The 23,767-nt window shown below is 70.6% G+C and carries 19 protein-coding genes; 8 read left to right on the top strand and 11 right to left on the bottom strand.

Annotated features, from left to right (window positions below; all coding sequences use genetic code 11):
- Positions 1-1,172: 1,172 nt before the first annotated feature.
- Positions 1,173-2,264, bottom strand: a complete 1,092-nt coding sequence (locus ACIBGM_RS20960; RefSeq protein ID WP_396386493.1) for a DNA polymerase domain-containing protein — start codon at positions 2,262-2,264, stop codon at positions 1,173-1,175.
- Positions 2,265-2,422: 158 nt separating this feature from the next.
- Here ACIBGM_RS20960 and ACIBGM_RS20955 point away from each other — a divergent pair, with 158 nt between their 5' ends.
- From ACIBGM_RS20955 to ACIBGM_RS20945, 3 genes are all read left to right on the top strand, one after another.
- A complete protein-coding gene (locus ACIBGM_RS20955) occupies positions 2,423-4,018 on the top strand; it encodes a M4 family metallopeptidase (protein ID WP_396386492.1) in 1,596 nt (531 codons plus the stop codon).
- 113 nt (positions 4,019-4,131) lie between these two features.
- Positions 4,132-5,856 (top strand): FAD-dependent oxidoreductase, encoded by a 1,725-nt coding sequence (locus tag ACIBGM_RS20950; protein ID WP_396386491.1) that lies wholly within the window; start codon positions 4,132-4,134, stop codon positions 5,854-5,856.
- Positions 5,849-7,234, top strand: a complete 1,386-nt coding sequence (locus ACIBGM_RS20945) for an adenylate/guanylate cyclase domain-containing protein (RefSeq protein WP_396386490.1) — start codon at positions 5,849-5,851, stop codon at positions 7,232-7,234. The genes ACIBGM_RS20950 and ACIBGM_RS20945 overlap by 8 nt, the downstream gene beginning before the upstream one ends.
- 20 nt (positions 7,235-7,254) lie before the next feature.
- Here ACIBGM_RS20945 and msrB read toward each other — a convergent pair whose 3' ends face one another.
- On the bottom strand, positions 7,255-7,671 hold the full coding sequence (gene msrB / locus ACIBGM_RS20940) for a peptide-methionine (R)-S-oxide reductase MsrB (RefSeq protein ID WP_360536101.1): 417 nt from the start codon (positions 7,669-7,671) through the stop codon (positions 7,255-7,257).
- A gap of 62 nt (positions 7,672-7,733) precedes the next feature.
- On the bottom strand, positions 7,734-10,124 hold the full coding sequence (locus ACIBGM_RS20935) for a lamin tail domain-containing protein (RefSeq protein WP_360536103.1): 2,391 nt from the start codon (positions 10,122-10,124) through the stop codon (positions 7,734-7,736).
- 171 nt (positions 10,125-10,295) lie between these two features.
- On the opposite strand from ACIBGM_RS20935, the gene ACIBGM_RS20930 reads away from it, so the two are divergent.
- Positions 10,296-12,287, top strand: a complete 1,992-nt coding sequence (locus ACIBGM_RS20930; protein ID WP_396386489.1) for an AAA family ATPase — start codon at positions 10,296-10,298, stop codon at positions 12,285-12,287.
- A 9-nt stretch (positions 12,288-12,296) separates the two neighbouring features.
- Here ACIBGM_RS20930 and ACIBGM_RS20925 read toward each other — a convergent pair whose 3' ends face one another.
- From ACIBGM_RS20925 to hemE, 5 genes are read right to left on the bottom strand one after another with little or no spacing between them, the layout of a single operon-like run.
- Entirely contained in the window at positions 12,297-12,674 is a 378-nt protein-coding gene (locus ACIBGM_RS20925; protein ID WP_396386488.1) for a VOC family protein, read from the bottom strand.
- 5 nt (positions 12,675-12,679) lie between these two features.
- Entirely contained in the window at positions 12,680-13,375 is a 696-nt protein-coding gene (gene hemQ / locus ACIBGM_RS20920) for a hydrogen peroxide-dependent heme synthase (protein WP_396352756.1), read from the bottom strand.
- Entirely contained in the window at positions 13,372-14,781 is a 1,410-nt protein-coding gene (gene hemG / locus ACIBGM_RS20915; RefSeq protein ID WP_396386487.1) for a protoporphyrinogen oxidase, read from the bottom strand. The genes hemQ and hemG overlap by 4 nt, the downstream gene beginning before the upstream one ends.
- The gene (locus ACIBGM_RS20910) at positions 14,778-15,272 is read right to left on the bottom strand and encodes a GNAT family N-acetyltransferase (protein ID WP_360536113.1); all 495 of its coding nucleotides are present in this window, start codon (positions 15,270-15,272) and stop codon (positions 14,778-14,780) included. Before ACIBGM_RS20910 ends, hemG begins: the two co-directional genes overlap by 4 nt.
- On the bottom strand, positions 15,259-16,329 hold the full coding sequence (hemE, locus tag ACIBGM_RS20905) for a uroporphyrinogen decarboxylase (RefSeq protein ID WP_396386486.1): 1,071 nt from the start codon (positions 16,327-16,329) through the stop codon (positions 15,259-15,261). Before hemE ends, ACIBGM_RS20910 begins: the two co-directional genes overlap by 14 nt.
- A 108-nt stretch (positions 16,330-16,437) precedes the next feature.
- Here hemE and ACIBGM_RS20900 point away from each other — a divergent pair, with 108 nt between their 5' ends.
- Positions 16,438-17,046 (top strand): DUF3000 domain-containing protein, encoded by a 609-nt coding sequence (locus tag ACIBGM_RS20900; RefSeq protein ID WP_360536116.1) that lies wholly within the window; start codon positions 16,438-16,440, stop codon positions 17,044-17,046.
- The gene (locus ACIBGM_RS20895) at positions 17,043-18,305 is read left to right on the top strand and encodes an HRDC domain-containing protein (RefSeq protein WP_360536118.1); all 1,263 of its coding nucleotides are present in this window, start codon (positions 17,043-17,045) and stop codon (positions 18,303-18,305) included. Before ACIBGM_RS20900 ends, ACIBGM_RS20895 begins: the two co-directional genes overlap by 4 nt.
- Here ACIBGM_RS20895 and ACIBGM_RS20890 read toward each other — a convergent pair.
- Genes ACIBGM_RS20890 through ACIBGM_RS20880 form a run of 3 tightly spaced genes read right to left on the bottom strand, consistent with a single transcriptional unit; the run spans position 18,302 to position 20,166 of the window.
- Complete coding sequence (locus tag ACIBGM_RS20890; RefSeq protein WP_396386485.1) at positions 18,302-18,790, bottom strand: glutathione peroxidase; 489 nt, start codon at positions 18,788-18,790, stop codon at positions 18,302-18,304. The genes ACIBGM_RS20895 and ACIBGM_RS20890 overlap by 4 nt on opposite strands.
- Complete coding sequence (locus tag ACIBGM_RS20885) at positions 18,790-19,428, bottom strand: dienelactone hydrolase family protein (protein WP_396386484.1); 639 nt, start codon at positions 19,426-19,428, stop codon at positions 18,790-18,792. The genes ACIBGM_RS20890 and ACIBGM_RS20885 overlap by 1 nt, the downstream gene beginning before the upstream one ends.
- 54 nt (positions 19,429-19,482) lie before the next feature.
- Entirely contained in the window at positions 19,483-20,166 is a 684-nt protein-coding gene (locus ACIBGM_RS20880) for a hypothetical protein (protein WP_360536124.1), read from the bottom strand.
- 186 nt (positions 20,167-20,352) lie between these two features.
- On the opposite strand from ACIBGM_RS20880, the gene ACIBGM_RS20875 reads away from it, so the two are divergent.
- Together ACIBGM_RS20875 and ACIBGM_RS20870 are read left to right on the top strand one after the other, a co-directional pair.
- Positions 20,353-21,567, top strand: coding sequence for an acetyl-CoA C-acyltransferase (locus ACIBGM_RS20875; protein ID WP_360536126.1), 1,215 nt, complete (start codon positions 20,353-20,355; stop codon positions 21,565-21,567).
- Between the two features lie 76 nt (positions 21,568-21,643).
- Entirely contained in the window at positions 21,644-23,758 is a 2,115-nt protein-coding gene (locus ACIBGM_RS20870) for a 3-hydroxyacyl-CoA dehydrogenase NAD-binding domain-containing protein (protein ID WP_396386483.1), read from the top strand.
- Positions 23,759-23,767 lie beyond the last annotated feature (9 nt).

Below are 23,767 nucleotides of genomic sequence, written 5' to 3'. Positions count from 1 at the left end.
GACGAAACCGAAGCCTCCGAATACGCCGGCAAACTCCGAGCAGCCCTCGAGGGTTAGTCCCCCGCGTTGGGGGGGGGGGGGGGGGGGGGGGGCGCCCCCCGGGGGGGGGGGGGGGGTGGGGGGGGGGGGGGGGGCGGCGGGGGGGGGGGGGGGGGGGGGCCCCGGGGGCCCCCCCGGGCCGCCGCGCCGCCCCCCCCCCCCCCCCCCCCCCCCCCCCCACGACCAGGGAAGGACGCAGCTGTTCCGGAGCAGCTCACCCGAATGGTCACGTGCTCGGGGTGGATGCGGTGAGCCGGTGTGGTTGGCGCCGGGTTTGTCAGGGTGGTCAGCCGGGTGAATCGGATCGGGGGCTCAGGTCGGGGCCTGGTCGGGTCCAGGGGCCGGATGTCCGGTGGAGTCGTCTGGCGTGAGGTTGTCGTCGATCGCCTGGCTGCTTCCTGTGATCGCGGTGGTGTCGGTGGGTGGACGGTTTCGTCCGGATGCTGGTCCGACCCGGTCATGTCCCGGGGGCTTGAACACCCTCTGGGGACCTCGGACAGGCAATGACATGTCCGAGGACCCCGGTACCTGTTCAAGCCCTCGGTGCTTCGACCATGGCTTCCGGGATCCGGACAAATCCGGTCACATCCCGGACGAGTCCGCCGGTGGCATCCCGCTGGCGCCTTCTGTCGCCGCTGCCCCGCTGTAACCCGCCAGCGAACACAAACCCCGCCACACCACACAACCGGCCGGCCAACCCCACCGACCCCTCCCACCAGTCCCTACACACCAGCCGCCCGTCCACAGCCGTCCCCCGCATCCACGCCCGACTGCGACCACTCGGGTGAGCTGCTCCGGAACAGCTGCGTCCTTCCCTGGTCGTGGTGGTGTGGGTCATGGGTCGAAGATCCGCGCAGCGGACGCCGAAGGCGCCCTTGACGCACACCACCACGACTAGCACGATCAAGCAGCCGGAGCCGCGCCCCCACACTCCGCCTGCAGCAGCACGCGACCACAGGCCGCCGGCCCGCAGCACCCGTAACCACAGTCCGCCGGCCCGCAGCACCCGTAACCACAGTCCGCCGGCCCGCAGCACCCGTAACCACAGTCCGCCGGCCCGGAGCACCCGTAACCACAGTCCGCCTGCCGCAGCACGCGTAACCGCAGTCCGCGTGCGGGAGCAGCGCGACGTGTCAGTCCGGCACGATCCGGTTGCCGTGCTCGTCCCAGTGCTCGGCGACCTTCTTGCTCGGCTGCACCCGCGGCGGCTCGCCCGGCATCTTCGGGTAGTCGGGCGGGAAGTTCAGCTCGCCGCCGGGCAGCTCCTCCCACAGCCGCAGCAGCGCGTCGAGCGGGTACGCCGTGTCGTCCATGCCGGCCCAGGGGTCGCCGTCGGCGAGGTACTCCGGGACCGTGTGCAGGTTGAACGCCCGCGGGTCGTCGACCTCGGCGAGCCGCTCCCACGTCAGCGGCGTACTGACCGGAGCACCCGGCCGCGGCCGCAGGGACCAGGCGCCGGCGACCGTACGGTCGCGGAGGTTCTGGTTGAAGTCGAGGAAGATCGAGGACTCGCCGCGCTCCTCCTTCCACCAGGCCGTCGTCACCCGGTCGTCGCGGCGCTCGAGCTCGCGGCCGAGGCCGATCGCGGCGTGCCGGACCTCGTCGAAGCTCCACTCGGGGCGGATCCGGACGTAGATGTGGATGCCCCGGTTGCCGCTGGTCTTCGCGAAGCCCTGCAACCCGAGCTCTTCGAGGAGCTCGCGCGCGACGCCGGCCACCTGCCTGGCGTCCGCGAACGTCGCACCGGGCTGCGGATCGAGGTCGATGCGTAGCTCGTCGGGATGCTCCAGGTCGCTGCGGCGGACGGCCCATGGGTGGAAGGTCAGGGTGCCCATGTGGGCCGCCCACACCGCGGCGGCGGGCTCGGTCAGGCACAGCTCGTCGATCGGACGGCCGTTCGGCGTGAGCACGCGGCAGGTCTCGACCCACTCCGGCGCCCCCTTCGGCAGGCGCTTGGAGTAGAAGCCGTCGCCCGTCTGCCGGCCGATCGAGTCGACCGACAGCGTCATGCCCTCACGCCAGCCGCCGGGCCAGCGCTCCAGGGCGACCGGGCGGTCGCCGGACGCCTTCATGAACGCGTCGGCCACCCCGGCGAAGTACTCGCAGACCTGCAGCTTGGTGACCTCAGGCGCCCAGTCGGTCGCCTCGTAGACCACCCGCTCGGGGCTGGAGACCCGGACCTCGCGCTCCCCCACCGTGAGCATCACGGCTGTGCTCTTCGCCATGCCGCGACGCTACCGCCCGGCCCGGACAAACCCGGCGAATTCCGCCGGAAAGACAACTTTTCCCAACCTCTGGCCACGGTAGGTGACCGAGCGGTAACGTTCCTGCACCTCGTTCCCGGGGCGTGAGGCCCCCGGGACGCCGAACAAGGAGCGCGAGGATGAACAGATCCGCCCTGTTCGCCGCTGCCACCGCAGTGGCGACCACTACCGCCCTCGGTCTGACCAGCGCCACCACCGCCAACGGTGCGCCGACGGCAGACCCCGTCCCCAGCCCCAGCGCGGCCGTCGCCCGGGCGAAGGCCGCGATCGGCGACAATCTCGCCGTACTGAAGGCCACCGGCGCCGACACGTTCGTCGTCCGGGACGTCATCGTGGACGCCGACGGCTCCAGCCACGTCCGGATGGACCGGACCATCGGCGGGCTGAAGGTCCTCGGTGGCGACGTCGTCGTCCACCAGGCCAAGGACGGCGCCTTCAAGGGCGCCAGCCTGACCTTGAGCCGCAGCGCCGACGTGAGCCGGACGCCGAAGATCAGCGTCGCAAGCGCCACCGCCAAGGCGCTGACCCGCGGACAGCAGGCCGAGGGCAAGCCGACGCTGGTGATCGAGGCCCGCAAGGGCACGCCGCGGCTGGCCTACCTGGTCGCGTCCGGCGGGACGCAGGCGGACGGTACGCCGAGCCACGTGACCACCACGATCGACGCACTGACCGGGGCGAGGCTGGTCTCTGAGCAGCACATCCACACTGCCTCCGGCGACGGACAGAGCCTGTACAGCGGGACCGTGCCGATCGAGAGCACCCCGGCCACCGGCGGCTTCACGCTGACCGACCCGACCCGCGGCAACGGCTACACCGCCGACGCGAACAACAAGACCGACTCGATCCTGTGCCAGATCTTCGGCTTCGGATGCCCGGTGCCGACCCGGTTCACCGACGCCGACAACCACTGGGGCAACGGCCTGAACACCAACCGGCAGACGGCCGCGGTCGACGCGCACTACGGCGCCTCGAAGACCTGGGACTACTACAAGACCCAGCATGCCCGGAACGGCATCTTCAACGACGGCAAGGGCGTCCCGAGCCGGGTGCACTACGGCAGCAACTACGTGAACGCGTTCTGGGACGGCAGGCAGATGACGTACGGCGACGGCGACGGCGTCGTGGCCGGTCCGCTGGTGTCGATCGACGTTGCCGGTCACGAGATGTCCCACGGCGTCACCACGGCGACCGCGAACCTGACCTACTCCGGTGAGTCCGGCGGCCTGAACGAGGCGACCAGCGACATCTTCGGCACCTTCGTCGAGTTCTACGCCGACAACGCCTCCGACCCCGGTGACTACTACATCGGCGAGGAGATCATGAAGGACCGGCCGGCCCTGCGGTACATGGACAAGCCGAGCAAGGACGGCAACTCGGTCGACTGCTACTACTCCGGCGTCGGCAACCTGGACGTGCACTACTCCTCCGGCGTCGCGAACCACTTCGCCTACCTCGCCGCCGAGGGCACCGGCGCCAAGGAGTTCGGCGGCCTGCCGCACAACTCCACGAGCTGCAACGGCTCCACCGTCACCGGCATCGGCCGGGACAAGGTCGGCAAGATCTGGTACCGCGCGCTGACCACCTACATGACGACGGGTACGACGTACGCGCAGGCCCGGACCGCAACGCTGAACGCGGCCACCGACCTGTACGGCGCAACCAGCAACGAGCGCGCAGTCGTCGCCGCCGCGTGGTCCGCGGTCAGCGTCAACTGACGGCTTGAGCTGCGTTCGAGTTTCGCCGGTCCTGTCCCACTGGGGCGGACAGGACCGGCGAACAAGCGCTTTCTCCATTGCCCATCGGTGCGCGCGCACCTACCGTCGCAAGCATGGGAGGGGAACCCGGGGACAGGCCCAGCCTGCGTGAGGCACGGCCGCTTCTGCTGGTCGTCGATGCCGATCCGATGCGGCTGGAACGAAGTGAGACAGAGCTCGAGCGCGCGTTCGGCGTGGACTTCCGCGTGCGCGGCGAGCTGACCGCGACCGCGGGGGCCGACTGCCTGCGGCTCGCGCACGAGCTGGAGCAGCGGGTAGCCGTCGTACTGGTCGACCATGCGCTGGCCGACGCCGAGCGGGCTGCGATCTTCGACCTGTCGCGGACGTTGCATCCGGACGCTCGGCGGGCGTTGCTGGTCGAGTGGGGGTCGTGGGCGGACCGGTCGACGGCCGCGGCGATCCTGACCGCGATGTCGGTCGGCGACATCAACTACTACGTGCTGAAGCCGTGGATCGAGCGGGACGAGCTGTTCCACCGGACGGTCGCGGAGTTCATCCAGGAGTGGTCGCGGTACGAGGTCGCGAACCTGCGCGAGGTCGTGGTGATCGCGTCCGACCACTCCGTCCGGGGACAGGCGATCCGCAGTCTGCTGGCGCGTAACGGCATTCCGAGCGCGTTCCGGGTCAGCGGTTCGCCGTTGGCGGAGGCCGCGCTGCAGTGGATCGGCGAGCCGGATCCCGGTGAGGGTGTGCTGGTGTGGATGCCGGCTGTCGGCGGCGCCGTACTGCATGATCCGACCGATGCGGAGATCGCCGAGGCCTGGGGTGTTCCGACGACGCTGGCCGACGGCGAGAACGCCTTCGACCTGCTGGTGATCGGCGCCGGTCCGGGTGGCCTGGCCGCGGCTGTGTATGCGTCGTCCGAGGGATTGCGCACGCTCGTGGTGGAGCGGGAGTCGATCGGCGGGCAGGCGGGGACGAGCTCACTGATCCGGAACTACCTGGGCTTCTCCCGCGGCATTCGGGGCTCGGAGCTCGCCCAGCGCGGGTACCAGCAGGCCTGGGTGTTCGGCGCACACTTCGTGCTTATGCGGTCGATCGTCTCGCTGGAGAAGGTCGACGACCACTTCCGCGCAGTGATCGGGGATGTGGGTGAGGTGACGGCCCGCGCGGTCGTCCTCGCGACCGGAGTTTCGTACCGACGGCTGGACGTTCCGTCGCTCGAGGACCTGATGGGCAACGGCGTGTACTACGGCGCGAGCGTGTCGGAAGCCCATGGTCTGCAAGGGCGCGACGCCTGCGTGGTCGGCGGCGGGAACTCGGCCGGACAGGCCGTCCTGCATCTGGCCCGCTACTGCCGGCACGTGACGCTGGTGATCCGTGGCAACGACCTGTCGGCGAGCATGTCGCAGTACCTGATCGATGAGATCGATGCCGCACCCAACGTGACCTTGCGGGCGAACAGCGAGGTCGTCGGCGGTGGCGGCGACGGTCGGCTGGAGCACATCACCTTGCGGGACCGGCGGAACGGCGACGAGGAGTCGCTGCCCGTGAACGGCCTGTTCGTGATGATCGGCGCGGTGCCGGGCACGGACTGGTTGCCGGACAAGGTCGGCCGGGACTCGCGTGGGTTCGTGCTGTCCGGGTCGGATGCCGCCGCTGACCCACAGTGGAACGAGTCGCGGCCGCCACAGCCCTACGAGACCACGCTGCCGGGCCTGTTCGCGATCGGCGATGTGCGGTGTGGGTCGGTCAAGCGCGTCGCGTCGGCGGTCGGCGAGGGTTCGGTGGTGGTGTCGCAGGTCCACACGCATTTGAAGGTCACTGCCGATGCCTGAACGGCGGTTCGTCTACACGCCGGCGATGGTCGGCCTGACGGCCCTGGCGTTGCTCCTCCCGCTGGCAGGGCTGTTCCTGCTGCTGCAGCGACCACAGCTGGACGTGCACTGGCAGCATCACCCGGCGCACTTCTGGCTGGTGCTGGCGACGGCGGTGCTGAGCGCCGTACTCGCGTATGGGACCGGCGCAGCGGCTGTGCGGCGGGGCGATCCTCGGGTGTTGCTGGTCTCCCTGGCATTCCTGTCGGCGGCGGGCTTCCTCGCTTTGCACGCATTGGCGACGCCGAAGGTGCTGCTCGACACACCGAACGCGGGCTTCACCCTCGCGACCCCGGTCGGCGTGGCGCTGGCGTCGGTGTTCGCGGTGTTGTCGAGCCTGAACTTCTCCGGTGATCGGGTCGCCTCCGCGGTGCGGTGGGGGCGTTGGCTCCGTGCTGGGTTGCTGACGCTGATGGCGTTGTGGGCATTGGCCTCGGTGCTGCGATTACCTCCGCTGCACGGCACCGCCGTACCGGAGGCTGCGGACGGGATCCTGGCGGCGCTCGCCGTACCGGCCATCCTGCTCTACGCGATCGCGGCCGGGCGGTACATGCGGACCTGGTGGGAACGGCCGTCGCTGATGCTGCTGTCGATGGTCGCCGCGTTCGTCCTGCTCGCCGAGGCGATGGTCGCGCTGGTGTTCGCGCGGAACTGGGCGCTGTCGTGGTGGGAGTGGCACGTGCTGATGCTCGCCGCGTTCGTCCTGGTCGTGGTCGGCGTGCGGCTCCAGTGGCACGAGGAGCGGTTCGCGGACCTCTACCTCGAGGACACGGTGTCCGGGCGGCGGGAGCTGAGTGTGCTGTTCGCCGACCTGCAAGGGTTCACGACGTTCTCCGAGCACCACGACCCGTCCGAGGTCACCGGCATGCTGAACACGTACTTCCAGGTCGTCGTACCTCCAGTGGTACGGCGACATGGCGGCGACGTCGACCGGATCATCGGCGACGCGCTGATGGTGACCTTCAACAAGCGCGGCGACCAGCCGGACCACGCCGAGCGGGCCGCCGCAGCCGGGTTGGCGCTTCAGGAGGCGGCCACTGCCGTCCAGATGGCGCATCCGCAGTGGCCGCGGTTCCGGGTCGGCATCAACAGCGGCGTCGCCTCGGTCAGCCTGCTCGGCACCGAGGGCGGCCGCACCCACACGGTCATCGGCGACACCGTCAACGTCGCGTCCCGGATCGAGGGCAAGGCCCCAGGCGGCAGCGTGGCCATCGGCCCCGCCACCAAGGCCCTCCTCCCCGAGGCTGTCACCGAGTCGCTGGGCCGCCTGGAGCTCAAAGGCAAGGCAGAACCGCTCGAGGTCTACCGCCTGGTCGCCCTCACCGCTCCGGAAACCTGACCGCTGCGACGCCTGATCGCTCAGGCGGGCTGGAGGGTCAGGCTGATGCTGTTGATGCAGTAGCGCAGGTCGGTCGGGGTGCCGTAGCCCTCGCCCTCGAAGACGTGGCCCAGGTGGGACCCGCAGTTGGCGCAGCGGACCTCGACCCGCTTCATCCCGAGGGTGGAGTCCTCGATGTACTGGACCCGGTCCTCGGCCAGCGGCGCGAAGAACGACGGCCAGCCGCAGTGCGAGTCGAACTTGGTCTCACTCCGGAACAGCTCCGCGTCACACGCCCGGCACTTGTACACGCCGACCGTCTTGGTGTCGGTGTACTCACCGGTGAACGGCCGTTCGGTGCCGGCCTTGCGCAGTACGTGGAACTCGGCGGGCGTCAACTGCGCCTTCCACTCCGCCTCGGACTTCTGTACGGCGTACTGCTTGGTGTCATCTGTCACGACTCCAGTATCGGTGCCCGGGCAAGGAAAACCTCGCCCGGGCGACCGACGTAAGCGTCCCGTCAGCGCACCCAGGACGGCAGCGGGACGACGCGCGCGACCTGCGGGTCGTGGTCGCTGATCTGGTCCGGGAACTCGGAGTTCATGTGCACGATGTCGTACGACGAGGCCGGCTTCAGGTTCTGCGAGATCAGGATCTGGTCCAGGATCTGGCTGTTGCCCTCGAACACGTAGCTGTAGCGCTCCGGCACCGGCAGCGTCCGCGGCAGGTCGATCAGCGCCGTCTTCCCGGAGCCGACCAGGATGTCGGTGGTCTCGGAGAAGTCGAAGTCGTTGATGTCGCCGAGCACGATGACGTTGGCGCCCTTGTCCTTGGCCAGGATCTGGTCCACGAACCCGCGGACCGACTCGGCCTGCTGGTGCCGCTTGGCGGCGGTCACCTGGACCGGCGGCTGGGTCCGGCCCCAGAGCGGGTCGTCGCCGCCCTTCGAGCTGAAGTGGTTGACCACCACGAACAGGCTCTGCCCGTGCCAGGTGAACTCACCGGCCAGCGGGACCCGGGCGGCCGCCCAGGCCGGGTTCGCCGGGTCGACGCGACCGGGCGAGGAGCTCAGGTGCGGCCGGCCGAACCGGTCGGTGACGATCGTGGTCGGGACCGTCGAGCCGCCGCCGGGCCGGTCGACGAACTTCACCGGCTTGTCGGTGCGGTAGAGGAACGCGACCCGGATGTTGCCGCCCGGCTCGCCGCCCTCGGCGTTGTTCACCGGGTCGATCTGCCGCCACGCGTACGTCGGTCCGCCGGCCTTCACGATCGCGGCCACCAGGGTGTCCAGGGTCACGTTGGCGGCCGTCGTACCGGAGTTGGTGGCGCCGTCGTTGTCCTGCACCTCCTCCAGGCCGATGATGTCCGGCGAGGCGAGGTTCCGCACCACCGCCTGGGCGAGCCCGTCGAACTTGGCCTCGCCGTCGGACGGGTCCAGGTTCTCCACGTTGAACGTCGCCACCGACACCTGCAGCGGCGACGACGCCTTGGTCGTCTCCCGCTGGACGCCGCCGTCGACAACCGTCGGAGACTGCGTCGGTAGGAACTTGAAGTTCCCGAACGAGTAGTCCAGGACACCGGTCACGACACCGGCCAGCTTGTCGCCCGTCTTCGCGTCCGGAATCGGCGTCAGCACGTCGTCCAGCAGCACCCGCTCGGGGTTGCTGTCGGCCTTCTGCAGCACGATGCCGCCGCGGACGGTCCGCACGCTCGAGCCAGCCGGTACGACGGACAGCTCGCGGAAGGAGCTGGTCGGGCCGGTCACCTGCGGCTCGTTGATGCCCAGCCACATGCCCTCCAGCGACTCCCAGAAGTCGATGCCGTCGGTGGCCGGCTGGAAGGTGCCGGTCGTCTCGACGTCACCGTTGGAGTCGTCGTCGATCACGGTCGACGGCGGCACCCGCCCACCCGGGCCGACGATCGTCGCGGCCGGGACCGCGGCGGTGCCGGTGACGGTGACGGTCGCGTTGGTGAGCTCGGTGGTGGTCAGGTTGTCGGTCCCACCCGAGCCGCCGGGGCGGAACTCGGCGACCGTGCCCTTGACCGACACCGCGTCGCCGGCGTTCACCGTCGGCGCGGAGCTGGTGAAGACGAACAGGCCCTCGCTGGTCGCCGGGTCGGCGTCGGGCTGCGGGTCCTGGAACCAGAAGCCGTTGCCGCTCTTCGCGGTGACCACGCCGGTGACGTTGCCGACCAGCTTGCCGTTCAGCGGCGACAGGTGGGCCGACCCCTGGATGTCGTGGATCTTGGCGTCGATCGGGTCCGGGTCCGGCGGCGTCGAGGTCAGCGTCTTCGGCGACGGGTTGACCGCGGCGAACTCGGTCCCGTTGTTGTCCGCGTCCGTGGTCGGGACCTTCCGGGTCGCCGACGTCGTGTTGGACAGCCCCGGCGCCGCGGCGGTCTCGAAGTCGTTGGCGGCGCCGTACCCGACGAAGTCGACCACGCCGGCGGCCGTCGAGCAGGTCGCCCCACACGCCAGCGCGGTGGTCGAGGAGACCAGAGCCACCTTGCCCGACGCCGCGGACATCATGATGTTGCCCGTCGCGTCCGGGGTCGGCATCGGCTGGCCGTTGCCGGCACCCGCACCCTCCTGCACCAGGTAGGCCGCGCCCGGAGCGAGGCTGCCGGTGAGCTGGGTGACTGCCCACGTGGTGCCGGCGGCGGACGCGTACTGGACCGACCAGCCGGTCAGATCGACTGGCGAGGAGCTGTTGTTGGTCAGCTCGATGAAGTCGTTGGTGTACGGCGCTCCGCTGTTGCCGCCACCGCCGTACACCTCGGTGATGACCACGGTGGACGAGGCGGCGTCCGCCGGAGCGGCCACGATGCCGATCGCGACGCCGGTGACGACGAGACTTGAGGTGACCACGAGGGCGCCCAGGCGGCGCCGTGGTCGGTACTGGGCAGACATGGCCGGATTCTCACATCGGCGCCAGTCCCGGCCAAGGTCCAACACGTGAACACCAGGTACGCGCCGTGAAGGCAGGGGTGATCATTCGCAGGCCCCGCCTGCCCCCGGTGATCGGCCGGTGACGGACTAGACTCGGCCAGCCAGATGCCGGGACGGGTGAAAGGGTTTTGCGTGGCTGACGACACCCGCGGGCGACGGGTTCTCGACGTACTCGCCGCCGATCAGGCGTGGGAGGTGCCGGCCGACTGGGTGGCCCGGGTCCGGCGGCAGCTGCGCGCCTGGGGCGACGACCCGAACACGTTGCGGCCGCTGCGGGCGGACGCGTTCCCGGGGTTCGTGAACGGCACGCCCGCGCCGGTGTGGTTCACCCATCAGGTCGCGCCGCTGCTGACCGGGTGGATCCCGGTGCTGCACGGCGAGTACGCCGACATCGGCACCGAGCTAGCCCGCGACTTCTACCGGCCGACGTACCGCTTCGGCGGCGCCGGGTACGTGGTCCGGTACGCCGCCACCGACTGGCCACTGCAGGTCGTGTCAGGTGTCCGGGGCTTCCGTGAAGAGGGCCGGCGGCAAGCACTCAAGCTGACCCGGGACGTGGTGACCCAGTTCGTCGACGCGCCGCCGATGGCCGTCCGCGCCCGGGCTCTGACCGCAGCGCTCGACCGCGTGCTGGCCGACCGCGAGAACGCCCGGATGCATGCGACCGCGGACTACGAGACGATCCTGCAGTTCTGGCGGACTTCCGCGCTGACGGACACCGAGCGCGCGGTGCTGCCGGAGCTGGCCGGCCCCTCGGCGGCCTTGCGGTACTCGGTCAACTCGCTGCGGGACGCGCACGCCAAGCTGCTGATGGCGATGCCTGACGCCGAGACCGGCGACTTCGCCCAATTGTTGTCCCCACTGGTCCTGAGCGCCGGTCTGGGCGGTCTTCCGCCGGCCGTCGCCCAGATCCTCGGCCCCGCGGCTCACGACGTGGAGAAGGCGCTTGCCGAGATCCGAAGCGGCTTCGACCCGCAGGCGTGGGTGGCCGCCAACACCGAGTGGCTGGCCCGCGCCGTACGCGGCAATCAGCGGGAGCTCGCGCGGTCCTGGGCCGCCGCGGCCACCCGCGTGTCGCTCCACCTGTCCGGCGTGCTCGCGGACGCGCCGTGGCCGGAGCCGCAGGTCCCGGACCTGGACGCGTTCTTCCGGGTCCTCGACCGCGAGCGCCGGCCGGCCGTCAAGCCCGAGCCGCTGGCCAAGGTGCTCCCGCTGACTCGGGTCGAGACGCCGGAGTCCGAAGAGCCGGCGCTCCCGAAGCCGGTCGACCTCAGCCACAACCCGCTTGCCGAGCTCGACTCGCTGATCGGGCTGGAGTCGATCAAGGAAGCGGTCCGCCGGATGGTGGCCGAGATCAAGACCAACCTGCGCCGCAAGGAGCTCGGCCTGCCGAGCCACGAGCGCGCCCGGCACATGGTGTTCGTCGGCAAGCCCGGTACCGCCAAGACCACGATCGCCCGACTGGTCGGCCGGATCTACAACCAGCTCGGCGTGCTCGAGAAGGGTCACGTGGTCGAGGTCGACCGGTCCGACCTGGTCGGATCCACAGTCGGCACCACCGCACCGCTGACCGCGGCGAAGTTCCGCGAGGCGCTCGGCGGGGTGCTGTTCGTCGACGAGGCCTACACGCTGGTGCCGGAGAACAGCCCCGGGGACTTCGGCCTGGAGGCGGTCGCGACCATCCTGAAGCTGATGGAGGACCACCGCGACGAGTGCGTCGTGATCGTCGCCGGGTACCACCGCGAGATGCAGCGGTTCATGGAGTCCAACACCGGGCTGGCGTCGCGGTTCCCGAAGCTGCTGTCGTTCAGCGAGTACGACAACGACCAGCTGGTCGCCATCTTCGAGCTGCAGGCCCGGCAGCGCGGCATGCTCTACACCGACGACGTGCTGGACGTGGTCCGCCAGGTCATCCCGCCCGCGCCGCGCGGCCACAACTTCGGCAACGGCCGGTTCATCCGGAACGTGCTGGAGGAGGCCATCGCCAACCAGGCGACCCGGCTGTCCGAGCGCGACCCGGACAGCCTGACCGAGCGCGACCTGCGCGAGTTGCTCCCGGAGGACGTGAAGGAGCCGACCTCGATGCGCGCCGAGGACTACCTGCTGCAGCGGCCGGGCAGCTAGATCGGGCAGCTACATCGGGGTGGCGAGGGCGACCGGGTTGCCCTCCGGGTCGGCGATGTAGGCCTGGCGTTCGCCCCAGGGCATGGTGGCCGGCTCCTGCAACACGGCGTGACCGGCGGTCCGGAAGGTCTCCACCTCGGCGTCGACGTTGTCGACGTACACGAAGAGCTCGAAGCGCGGCGCCGTACCGACGGTGATGCCGAGCTGGGCCTCCGGCCAGTTGGCGTCGGACAGGCCGAGCGAGGAGTCGCCGCGCTCGAGGCCGACGTAGTGCGGGTCGCCCTCGAGCGGGAACTGGTACGTCGGTTCGTAGCCGAGCAGCGTGTAGAACTCGACCGACCGGCGCACGTCGGAGACGTACAGCACCGGGAACGCCTTGCGGTGCATGCCCGTCAAGCCAGGTTGGCGACCAGCTCGCCGAGCTCGGTCCGCTTACCGGTGTAGAACGGCACTTCCTCGCGCACGTGCCGGCGGGCCGTGGACGCACGCAGGTCGCGCATCAGGTCGACCATCCGGTGCAGCTCGTCGGCCTCGAAGGCCAGCATCCACTCGTAGTCGCCGAGCGCGAACGAGGCCACCGTGTTCGCCCGGACGTCGGGGTACCCGCGGGCCATCTTGCCGTGCTCGGCCAGCATCGCCCGGCGCTCCTCGTCCGGCAACAGGTACCACTCGTAGGACCGCACGAACGGGTACACGCACACGTACGCCCGCGGCTCCTCGTCGGCGAGGAAGGCCGGGATGTGGCTCTTGTTGAACTCGGCCGGCCGGTGCAGCGCGAGCTGCGACCAGATCGGCGCCAGGTGCCGCCCGAGCCGCGACCGGCGCAGCGCGTGGTACGCCTTCTGCAGGGCGTCCGACGTCGGCGCGTGCCACCAGATCATGAAGTCCGCGTCCGCCCGGAACCCCTCGACGTCGTAGATCCCGCGGATCACGACGTCGTCGGCCGACAGCTTCCCGATCAGGTCCGACAGCTCGGCGGTCAGCTCGTCGCGGTCCACGTCGCCCAGCGGGGTCTCCACTTTGAAGACCGACCACATGGTGTACCGGATCACATTGTTCAGCTCACGCGCCTTCGGCTTCTCCGTCACGGAGCCATTGTCTCCAATGTGTGGAGATGGCCCTGCACCCGGGTCGCCGCTTTGCTGCCGGAGGCCACGCACGCAGCGATCCCCACACCTCGGTACGCCGCTCCGCACACAGCCAGCCCGGGCTCAGCCGCGACTGCCGCCTCCACGCGGTCCACACGGTCCAGATGCCCCACTGCGTACTGCGGAAGGCCACCGCCCCACCGGGTCACCAGTGAGCCGACTACGGGCGCCTGCAGCCCCATAGCGCGCCGCAGGTCCGCAGTAGCCAGCTCCACCAGCTCCTCGTCGGACCGCTGCAGCACGTACTCCTCCCCCAGCCGCCCGACCGATGCCCGGAGCACCGCCAGCTCTCCCCCGGCCTCACTCGACCACTGCCACTTCGCGTGCGAGTACGTCGACGCCTTGATCGTCCGCCCTTCCACAGACGGCACCAGGAAGCCGGAGCCGACCGCATCAGTCGGCCAGTCCTGCTTACGCACGGCCAGCGTCACGATCGCCATGCTGGCGTACTCGATCGACGCCAACTCAGCCGACGCGACCGGCACCAACTCCGCGAGCATCCGCGCCGCCGGCGCCGCGGGTACGGCGACGATCACCGAGTCCGCGGTCAGGTACGTCGGCGCCGGCACCGGGCCCGCCTCGAGCGCGTAGCCGTCGGCGTCCCGGGTGATCTTGCGAACCGCGAGCTTCCGGCGGATGTCGACGCCCCGAGTAGTCAGATCCTGCTCCAGTGCGCCGATCAACCGGTTGATGCCGCCGACGATGCCGGCGAACACCGGTTGGCCCGCGCGCTTCTGGCCGGCCTCACGGAGCTCGGCTGTCGCCGCGAGCAGACTCGGCGCGGTCCGCAGCTTCGCGAACAGCTCGGGTACGGCGGCCGCGAGCGAGATCTCCTCGGCCCTCCCGGCGTACACGCCGCCGAGCAGCGGGTCGATCAGCTTGTCGGTCACCGCCGAGCCCATCCGCTCGGCGACGAACCGCCCGATCGCGACGTCCTCGGTCAGCGCAGGCGCCGGCAACTCTGCCTCGTGCGCGACCTGCTCGGACGCGGAGGCGCCCAGCACGTCGGTCGTCGCAGCCGGATCGACGGGGACACCCATCACGGTCGGCGGGATCGCCCGGATCCGGTCGCCGATCCACAGTCCGGCCGAGGTGGTCGCCGGGTGTACCAACTCGTCGCCGAGGCCGACCGCCTTGATCAGGTCGACCGCCTCCGGGCGTCGGGCGAGCACGGACTCGGCGCCCAGGTCGACCGGGACGCCTTCGAGCACGTCGCCTGCCAGCTTGCCGCCCAGCCGGGGCGAGCCCTCCAGGACGGTGATCCGCGGCGGATTCGGCCCGGTCGCCAGCGCATGGGCCGCGGCCAGCCCGCTGATCCCGCCACCGACCACGACCACCGAACTCACGCGTCCTCCAGCCTCAACTCGTACGTCTTCTGGTCCCCCTCCGCACTGACCTGGCGGAAGCCCGCCCGCGTCAGCACGGCCTGCGACGCGAGGTTGCTGACGTTCGTCCCGGCTCGCAGGGTGGTCAGCCCGTAGTCCGACGCGGCGATCCTGGCGAGCGCCCGCACCGCGGCCGTGGCCAAGCCTTTCCCGGCGGCCTTCTCCGCGATCCGGTAGCCGAGCTCTGCGGACCCGTTCTCGAGGTCGACGAGGTTCACCCGCCCGACCACCGCGCCGGTGGCGTCGACGAGCACGTGGAACCGGCAGATCCCGGCCTCCTGCTCGGCCAGCAGCGCCGCGTGCCGGACTGCGAACTCCTCGAAGTACGCGTCGCCCCGATCCGCGATCGACAGCGCGAAGTACGCGCGGTTCTCCCGCTCGAAGGCGAGCACGGCCTCGGCGTGTGCATCCGTCAGGCGCTCCAGCGCCACGTCGTGGTCAGGCAGGTACACGGGCGGACTTCGTCTGAACGTGTCGGACGATCCGGTGCAGCACCTCGGGATCGGCGTCCGGCGGCACCCCGTGACCGAGGTTGAAGATGTGACCGGGCGCCGCCTTGCCCTCCGCGAGGATCCGGTCGATCTCAGGCTCGAGCGCGTCCCAGCCGGCGAAGAGCAGCGCCGGGTCCAGGTTGCCCTGCACCGGCTTCGGCCGCGATCCGGCCGCCTGGATCCGCCGTACCGCCTCGTCCAGCGGCACCCGCCAGTCCACGCCGACGACGTCCGCGCCGACGTTGCTCATGTGGCCGAGCAGCTCGCCGGTGTTCACGCCGAAGTGGATCCGGGGCACGCCGTACGGCGCGAGCGCCTCGAACACCTTCGCCGAGTGCGGAGCCACGAACTGCTCGTAGTCCCGCGGCGACAGCCCGCCCGCCCACGAGTCGAACAGCTGGATCGCGGACGCACCGGCCTCGACCTGCACCGACAGGTACGCGATCGCCACGTCGGCCAGCCGGTCCGCGAGCGCGTGCCAGAGCGCAGGGTCGCTGTGCATCAGCGCCTTCGTCTTCGCGTGGTCCTTGCTCGGCCCACCCTCGACCAGGTACGACGCCACCGTGAACGGAGCGCCCGCGAACCCGATCAGCGGCGTGCCGCCCAGCTCCGAGACCAACTGCTTCACCGAGTCCGTGGTGTACGGCACGTCGGCGTGGGTGACCGGGCGGACCGCCTCCAGGCCGGCCGCGTCCCGGACCGGGGCGGCGACGACCGGGCCGACGCCGGGCTTGATCTCGATGTCGAAGCCGACCGACTTCAGCGGGAGCACGATGTCGGAGTAGAAGATCGCCGCGTCGACGCCGTAACGGCGTACCGGCTGCAGCGTTATCTCGACAACCAGGTCGGGCCGCATGCAGGACTCGAGCATCGTGGTGCCCTCGCGGACCGCGCGGTACTCCGGCAGCGAGCGGCCGGCCTGCCGCATGAACCACACCGGCGTGTGTGGACCGGGTTCCCCCCGGGCCGCCAGCAGGAAGGGAGATCGGGCGAGCGCAGCGGACGGTGTCGGGGGCACACATCGATGATCCCACGCCCGGTTTCCGGGCCTGTGAGCGGCCGTCGCGCACAGCTACCGGCGCGTCGAGACCAGCGTCGGTGAGTAATCAGTCGTAGGCTGCGAAGCATGGGTGCCCGCAAGCAGGTCGACGCGCCACCCGCGGAGTTCGCCGAGGCAGTGTCGCAGTTACGCAGTGCCCGGTTCCGGCCCGAGGTATTCGTCGAGGAGATGCCCGCGCCGCAGCGGATCGCACCGCACGCGGCCGCGGTCAGCGCCGACGTGACGGTCGACGGCGACGACATCGCCACCGGCCGGCTCGTCATCCTCTACGACCCGGACGGGAACGACGCCTGGCAGTCGACCTTCCGCTGTGTCGCGTACGTGCGTGCAGCCGTCGAGCCGGAGATGGTGACCGACGCGCTGCTCGGCGGCGTGGGCTGGACCTGGCTGATGGAGGCGCTGACCGACCGGGGTGCGGACTTCCTGGCCCCGAGCGGTACCGTCACCAGGGTGGTATCGGAAAGCTTCGGCGGTATGGCCGACGACGACGCGACGGCGGAGATCGAGATCCGCGCGTCCTGGAGTCCGGTGCCGGGGCCTGGTGGCACCGGCACTGTGGACGTGACCAGGCACGCAGAGGCATGGGGTGAGGTGCTCTGCACGGCGGCCGGACTGCCGCCAGTGCCGCCGGGGGTGGTGGCGATGCCGACCCGGCGTGGACAGCGGGGCCGATGAGCCCAGCCGAGACCCAGCAGTCGCCCGTACCGGACGACCCGACCGCGCACCTGCCACTGCTCGAACTCCGTGACGGCCTCTCCGAGGTCGTCGACACCGATCCCGCGCTGACCGGGGTGGTCGAGGCGTTCCGGTCCGGGACCGGCCCGGTCGCCGTCGACGCCGAGCGCGCCTCCGGCTACCGGTACTCGCACCGCGCGTACCTGGTCCAGCTCCGCCGCGAAGGCGCCGGCTCGGCCCTGGTCGACCCGATCCCGTTCGGCGACCTGTCCACGCTCGGCGACGCGATCGTCGACGCGGAGTGGATCATCCACGCCGCGAACCAGGACCTGGCCTGCCTGGCCGAGGTCGGGATGGTGCCGCGGAAGGTGTTCGACACCGAGCTGGCCGGCCGCCTGCTCGGGTACCCGAAGGTCGGCCTCGCCTCGCTGGTCAGCGAGGTGCTCGGCTACCGGATGCGCAAGGAGCACTCGGCGGCCGACTGGTCTACCCGCCCGCTGCCCGGGCCGTGGCTGATCTACGCCGCGCTCGACGTCGAGATGCTGATCGAGCTGCGGAACGCGATCGAGGCCGAGCTGCGCCGCGAGGGCAAGTGGGAGTGGGCCGAGCAGGAGTTCGCCGCGATCCTGGCCGCTCCCCCGCGCGAGCCCAAGCCGGACCCGTGGCGCCGGACCTCGGGGATGCACCGGGTCCGCAATCGCCGCAGCCTGGCCGTCGTACGGGCTCTGTGGGAGGCGCGCGACCAGATCGCGGAGTCCGCGGACATCTCCCCCGGCCGGATCCTGCCGGACGCCGCGATCGTGGAGGCCGCGTCGGCGATGCCGGCCGACCGGGACACGCTGCAGCGGCTGACCGCGTTCAAGGGCCGCGGCGCGCACCGGCACATGCGGACGTGGTGGGAGGCCATCGACCACGCGCGACGGCTGCCCGAGTCCCAGCTCCCGAAGCAAGGACCGCGGTACGACGGCCCGCCGCCGGCGCGCTCCTGGGCCGATCGGGACCCGGACGCGGCGGCTCGCCTGTCGGCAGCGCGGTCCGCCGTCGGCGAGATCGCCGAGGCTCACCGCCTCCCGACCGAGAACCTGATGGCGCCGGACACGATCCGGCGCCTGGCCTGGGCGCCACCGCCCGACCCGACCCTCGCCGTGGTCAGCGCGTTCCTGCGCGACCACGGCGCCCGCGAGTGGCAGATCGGCCTGACAGCCGAGGTCATCACGGACGCCATGGCGGCGGAAGCCCCGGTGAAACCGCTCGACTAGCTCGGGAGCTGGGCCTCGATCGCCTCGACGACCTCCGGGGACTCCGGCTCGGTGCGGGGGCGGAACCGGGCGACGACCGTGCCCTCCGGGCCGACCAGGAACTTCTCGAAGTTCCACTGGATGTCACCGGCCTCGCCCGCGGCGTCCGGCGTCTGGGTGAGCTCGGCGTACAGCGGGTGCCGGCCCTCGCCGTTGACCTCGAGCTTGCCGAGCAGCGGGAACGTCACGCCGTACGTCGTCGAGCAGAACGTGGAGATCTCCTCCGACGTGCCCGGCTCCTGGCCGCCGAACTGGTTGCAGGGCGCGCCGACCACCGTGAACCCGCGGGAGGCGTACGTCTTCTGCAGGTTCTCCAGGCCCTCGTACTGCGGGGTGAGACCGCACTTCGAGGCGACGTTCACCACCAGCACGGCCTTGCCCTTGTAGTCACCGAGCGAGGTGGCCGCGCCGTCGAGGGTGGTCAGCGGGATGTCGTACAGGCTCATCAGGATCCTTGGGGGGTAGGAAGTTCACGGGACAGGAACGCGACAGTACGCTGCCACGCCAGCTCGGAGGCCTCGACATGGTGGAAGGCGGGCAACGGGTTGTCGAACGCGTGACCGGCGCCCGGATAGCGGTGGATCTCGGCGTCGCCGAGCGCGGGGATGACGTCGTCGGCGTTCAGATAGGTGTCGGCGTCGCCGAAGTGGTGCAGGCTCTTGGCAGTCACCTTGGGGGCCAGCTCCAGCAGCTGCGGCAAGGCCGAGCCGTAGTAGCTCACGAGCACGTCCGGGGGCGACGCCGCGGCCACGTTGAAGCCGAGCCCGCCGCCGAAGCAGAATCCGACGATCCCCGTGCCGAGGTCACGGCCGCGCAGGTACTCCAGCGCGGCGACCGAGTCCGACACCGCCAGGTCCCAGTCGAGCCGGCCGAGCAGCGCCATCGCCTTTTCGAGCAGGTCCGGCGCGGACTCGTCCAGCTCGGTGTCGTCCAGCCGCCAGTAGATCTCCGGCGCGATCACGTAGTACCCGAGGGCGGCGAGATCCTCGGCGCGCTGCTTGATGTAGCCGGAGACCCCGAAGATCTCCTGCAGGAGCAGCACCCCGGGTCCGTCGCCCTCGGAGTTCCACTCGTGGACTGGCATCAACCCTGAACCGGTATCGATCTCCAAAGTCACACGGTGAAGCCTACTGGTTGCTTACCTGACTTCCACGGCCTCTTCGCTGACCGGCTGCACCGGCTGCACGGGCGCCGGTGCCGGCTTCGGCATCCAGCTCGTGCACTCGTCGATCGCTGCCGTGAGCAGCTTGTACAGGCGGTCGTCCGGGTCCGGCACGCAGGCCTGCGAGATCCCCTCCACCGCGCACGACACGGCGCGTGGGGCGGTCCGCTTCGCGAAGTCCGGCGTACCCCGGTGGGCCCGGGAGGTGAAGGACCGCGCCCACTTGGTCGCGGCGGGGACCGACTCCAGGGCTGCCTGCGAGGCGGGCTCGAGGTCGTCCAGTGGCCGGCCGTCCAGCGCGGCCAGGTGCCGCTCCCCCACCAGCAGCGCGACCGCGAGGATGTACTGCCGCTCCTGGGACACGATCGGCAGCGCGTGCTGGATGCAGACTGCGGTCACCCGCGGCACCACGTGCGGGTCGTCCGGCGTCAGCCCGATCACGGACGGGATCAGCGGCGCCAGCCGGGACCGGCCGGCGTCCGTCGTGCAGTCGTTGACGTCCCGGGCCACCCCCGCCAGCAGCGGGTGCGTGCAGGCCGGGTGGTCCGACCACGGTTCGCCGGCCAGGTAGGAGGCGAACTCCATGAAGCAGGCGCCTTTGCGTGGATTGCGGTGCTTGCCCCGGCTCAGGACCGGTACGGCGAGATCAAGGTTGTTCATAGAACGGCTCCCCATAGCTACCTGCCACCAGCATGCGCCGAATCGCCGGTCTTTGCCACGGGTTACGACCAGCGTGACCACACGGTTGTGGTTTGTGAGCGGCCCCACAGCCCGGGGTGCTTTGGCGGTTCTGTTACCCGCGGGTAGCATCGGGGTAGCTTTCCCGACCCCCAGAGGAGGGCCCCCGTGCCCGGAAAGAACAGCCCCCGTGAGATCCGCGATGTCGTGTTCGTCGACGGCGTTCGCACCCCGTTCGGCAAGGCCAAGGGCCAGTACGCCGAGACGCGCGCCGACGACCTGGTGATCAAGTGCATCCGGGAGCTGCTGCGGCGGAACCCGGAGCTCCCGCCGGAGCGGGTGGACGAGGTCGCGATCGCGGCCACCACCCAGATCGGCGACCAGGGCCTGACCATCGGCCGGACCGCGGCCCTGCTGGCCGGCCTGCCGAACACCACGCCCGGCTACGCCATCGACCGGATGTGCGCCGGCGCGATGACCGCCGTCACCACCACCGCCGCCGGGATCGCGTTCGGCGCGTACGACGTGGTCGTGGCCGGCGGGGTCGAGCACATGGGCCGGCACCCGATGGGCGAGGGCGTCGACCCGAACCCGCGGATCATCTCCGAGAAGCTGGTCGACACCTCGGCCCTGGTGATGGGGTCGACCGCGGAGAACCTGCACGACCGGTTCCCGACCATCACCAAGCAGCGCGCGGACGCGTTCGCCGTGGCCTCGCAGGAGAGGGCCGCCAAGGCCTACGCCAACGACCTGATCCAGCCCGACCTGGTCCCGGTCGCGACCCGCTCGGCCGAGCAGGGCTGGGGCTATGCCACCACCGACGAGCCGATGCGTCCCGGTACGACGACCGAGGACCTGGCCGGCCTGAAGACGCCGTTCCGCCCGCACGGCCGGGTCACGGCCGGCAACTCGGCCGGGATCAACGACGGCGCGACGGCCTGCGTGCTGACGTCGGCCGAGGCGGCCGCGGAGCTCGGGCTGAAGCCGAAGATGAAGCTGGTGTCCTACGGCTTCGCCGGCGTCGAGCCTGAGGTGATGGGTGTCGGCCCGGTCCCGGCGACCGAGAAGGCGCTCAAGCTCGCGGGGCTGACGATCGACGACATCGAGGCCTTCGAGGTGAACGAGGCGTTCGCCGTCCAGGTGCTGGCGTTCCTGGAGCACTACGGCATCGCCGACGACGACCCGCGGGTCAACCCCTACGGCGGCGCGATCGCCTACGGCCACCCGCTGGCCTCGTCGGGCGTCCGGCTGATGAACCAGCTGGCCAAGCAGTTCGAGCAGCGCCCCGAGGTGCGCTACGGCCTGACCACCATGTGCGTCGGCCTCGGCATGGGCGGAACGGTCATCTGGGAGAACCCGAACTGGGAAGGGAACGCGCAGTGAGCGAGCGCAAGCGAGTGAACCAAAAGGCACAGCAGCGCCTCGCTCACGCGAGCGCCGAGCGAAGCGAGGTGTTCGCGTGAGCGACCTGCAGGCTCTGATTGACGAGGCGGTTGCGATCGAGACCGACGAGGTCGTCACGCTCGCGCACTCGCGGGACGTCGTCCTCCCGAACAAGGCCGGCACGATGGCGCTCATCACGCTGGACAACGGGCACGACCACACCAAGCCGAACACGTTCGGGCCGAAGGGCCTGGCGTCGCTGAACACCGCGATCGACGCGGCGCTGGCGCGCGACGAGGTCGTCGCGATCGGGGTCACCGGCAAGCCGTTCATCCTCGCGGCCGGCGCCGACCTGACCGGTGTGCCGAAGCTGACCGACCGGGAGCAGGCGCTGAACCTGGGCCGGATCGGGCACGGCGTGATGCGCAAGCTGGTCGACGGCGGCAAGCCGTCGTTCGCGTTCGTGAACGGCGTCGCGCTCGGCGGCGGCCTCGAGGTCGCGCTGCACGCGACCTACCGGACCGTCTCGGTCGCCGCCGGCATGCTGTCGACGCCGGAGGTCTTCCTCGGCCTGATCCCGGGCTGGGGCGGCAACTTCCTGCTGCCGAACCTGATCGGCGCGGACGCCGCGGTCAAGGTCGTCGTCGAGAACGCGCTGAACCAGAACAAGATGCTCAGCGGGCCGGAGGCGGTGAAGCTCGGCATCGGCGACGTACTGCTGGACTCGGCCGACTTCCTCGAGCAGTCGCTGAGCTGGGCGAGCAAGGTGCTCACCGGCGAGGTCACGGTCGAGCGGGCGGAGATCGACCGGGGTGACGCGTGGGACGCGGCGGTGGCCCGCGGCAAGGCGTTTGCCGACCTCAAGGTGAGTGGTGCGGCGCCGGCGCCGTACCGGGCCCTCGACCTGATCGCCGCGGCCAAGGACAACGACCGCGACCGCGGGTTCGCCGCCGAGGACGAGGCGCTGGCCGACCTGATCATGAGCGAGGAACTGCGCAGCGGCCTCTACGCCTTCGACCTGGTCAACAAGCGGGCCAAGCGACCGGCCGGTGCGCCGGACAAGTCGCTGGCCCGGCCGGTCACCAAGGTCGGTGTGGTCGGCGCCGGGCTGATGGCGGGCCAGCTGGCGCTGCTGTTCGTCCGGCGGCTCGAGGTTCCCGTCGTACTCACGGACCTGGACCAGGAGCGGGTGGACCGCGGGGTCGGGTACGTGCACGGTGAGATCGACAAGCTGCTCGGCAAGGGCCGGATCCGGCCGGACAAGGCCAACCAGCTGAAGGCGCTGGTGACCGGGTCGGTGGACCGGGCCGTGTTCGCGGACGCGGACTTCGTGATCGAGGCCGTGTTCGAGGAGCTGCAGCTGAAGAAGACGATCTTCGCCGACCTGGAGAAGGTCGTCCGGCCGGACGCCGTCCTCGCGACCAACACCTCGTCGTTGTCGGTGACCGAGATGGCGGCGGACCTGGAGCGCCCGGAGCGGGTGGTCGGGTTCCACTTCTTCAACCCGGTCGCTGTGCTGCCGCTGCTGGAGATCATCCGGGCGGACCAGACCGACGATGCGACGCTGGCGACGGCATTCGCGGTCGGCAAGACGCTGAAGAAGTCGTGCGTGCTGGTGAAGGACGCGCCGGCATTCGTGGTGAACCGGCTGCTGACCCGGTTCCTCGGTGAGGTCAGCGCGGCGGTCGACGAAGGGACGCCGATCCCGGAGGCGGACAAGGCGCTGTCCGCGCTGGGGCTGCCGATGCCGCCGTTCGTGCTGCTGCAGCTCGTCGGCCTGCCGGTGGCGCTGCACGTGGCGGAGACGATGAACCGCGCCTACCCGGACCGGTTCGCGGTGTCGGAGAACCTCGCCAAGGTCGTTGCCACCGGCAAGAGCTCGTTCTACGTCTGGCCGGAAGGCAAGCCGGTGGTGGACCCCGACGTCGCCGAGCTGGTCACCGTCGGCGACAAGCCGTCGACTCCGGAGGAGCTCCGCACCCGGGTCCTCACCGCCTTGGCCGAGGAGATCCGCATCATGCTCGACGAGGGCGTCGTGGACGAGGCCCAGGACATCGACCTCTGCCTCCTCCTGGGCGCCGGCTGGCCCTTCCACCTAGGCGGCATCACGCCGTACCTGGACCGCACCGGCATCTCCGAGAAGACCAACTCCACCCGCTTCCTGCCGAAGGGCGTGGCGAGCCTCACCTGATCCGCTGGG

This window comes from Kribbella sp. NPDC050470 (assembly GCF_044458365.1).
Taxonomy (GTDB): Bacteria; Actinomycetota; Actinomycetes; order Propionibacteriales; family Kribbellaceae; genus Kribbella.
This window is presented reverse-complemented; position numbering and strand designations above follow the sequence as displayed.

What these genes read in the sequence shown, in the direction of transcription:
- ACIBGM_RS20955 (WP_396386492.1), top strand. Translation starts at nt 2,423, where the DNA reads ATGAACAGATCCGCCCTGTTCGCCGCTGCCACCGCAGTGGCGACCACT.
- ACIBGM_RS20880 (WP_360536124.1), bottom strand. Translation starts at nt 20,166, where the DNA reads ATGAACAACCTTGATCTCGCCGTACCGGTCCTGAGCCGGGGCAAGCAC.
- ACIBGM_RS20890 (WP_396386485.1), bottom strand. Translation starts at nt 18,790, where the DNA reads ATGAGCCTGTACGACATCCCGCTGACCACCCTCGACGGCGCGGCCACC.
- ACIBGM_RS20945 (WP_396386490.1), top strand. Translation starts at nt 5,849, where the DNA reads ATGCCTGAACGGCGGTTCGTCTACACGCCGGCGATGGTCGGCCTGACG.
- ACIBGM_RS20950 (WP_396386491.1), top strand. Translation starts at nt 4,132, where the DNA reads ATGGGAGGGGAACCCGGGGACAGGCCCAGCCTGCGTGAGGCACGGCCG.
- ACIBGM_RS20960 (WP_396386493.1), bottom strand. Translation starts at nt 2,264, where the DNA reads ATGGCGAAGAGCACAGCCGTGATGCTCACGGTGGGGGAGCGCGAGGTC.
- ACIBGM_RS20895 (WP_360536118.1), top strand. Translation starts at nt 17,043, where the DNA reads ATGAGCCCAGCCGAGACCCAGCAGTCGCCCGTACCGGACGACCCGACC.
- ACIBGM_RS20885 (WP_396386484.1), bottom strand. Translation starts at nt 19,428, where the DNA reads ATGCCAGTCCACGAGTGGAACTCCGAGGGCGACGGACCCGGGGTGCTG.
- ACIBGM_RS20935 (WP_360536103.1), bottom strand. Translation starts at nt 10,124, where the DNA reads ATGTCTGCCCAGTACCGACCACGGCGCCGCCTGGGCGCCCTCGTGGTC.
- ACIBGM_RS20900 (WP_360536116.1), top strand. Translation starts at nt 16,438, where the DNA reads ATGGGTGCCCGCAAGCAGGTCGACGCGCCACCCGCGGAGTTCGCCGAG.
- ACIBGM_RS20925 (WP_396386488.1), bottom strand. Translation starts at nt 12,674, where the DNA reads ATGCACCGCAAGGCGTTCCCGGTGCTGTACGTCTCCGACGTGCGCCGG.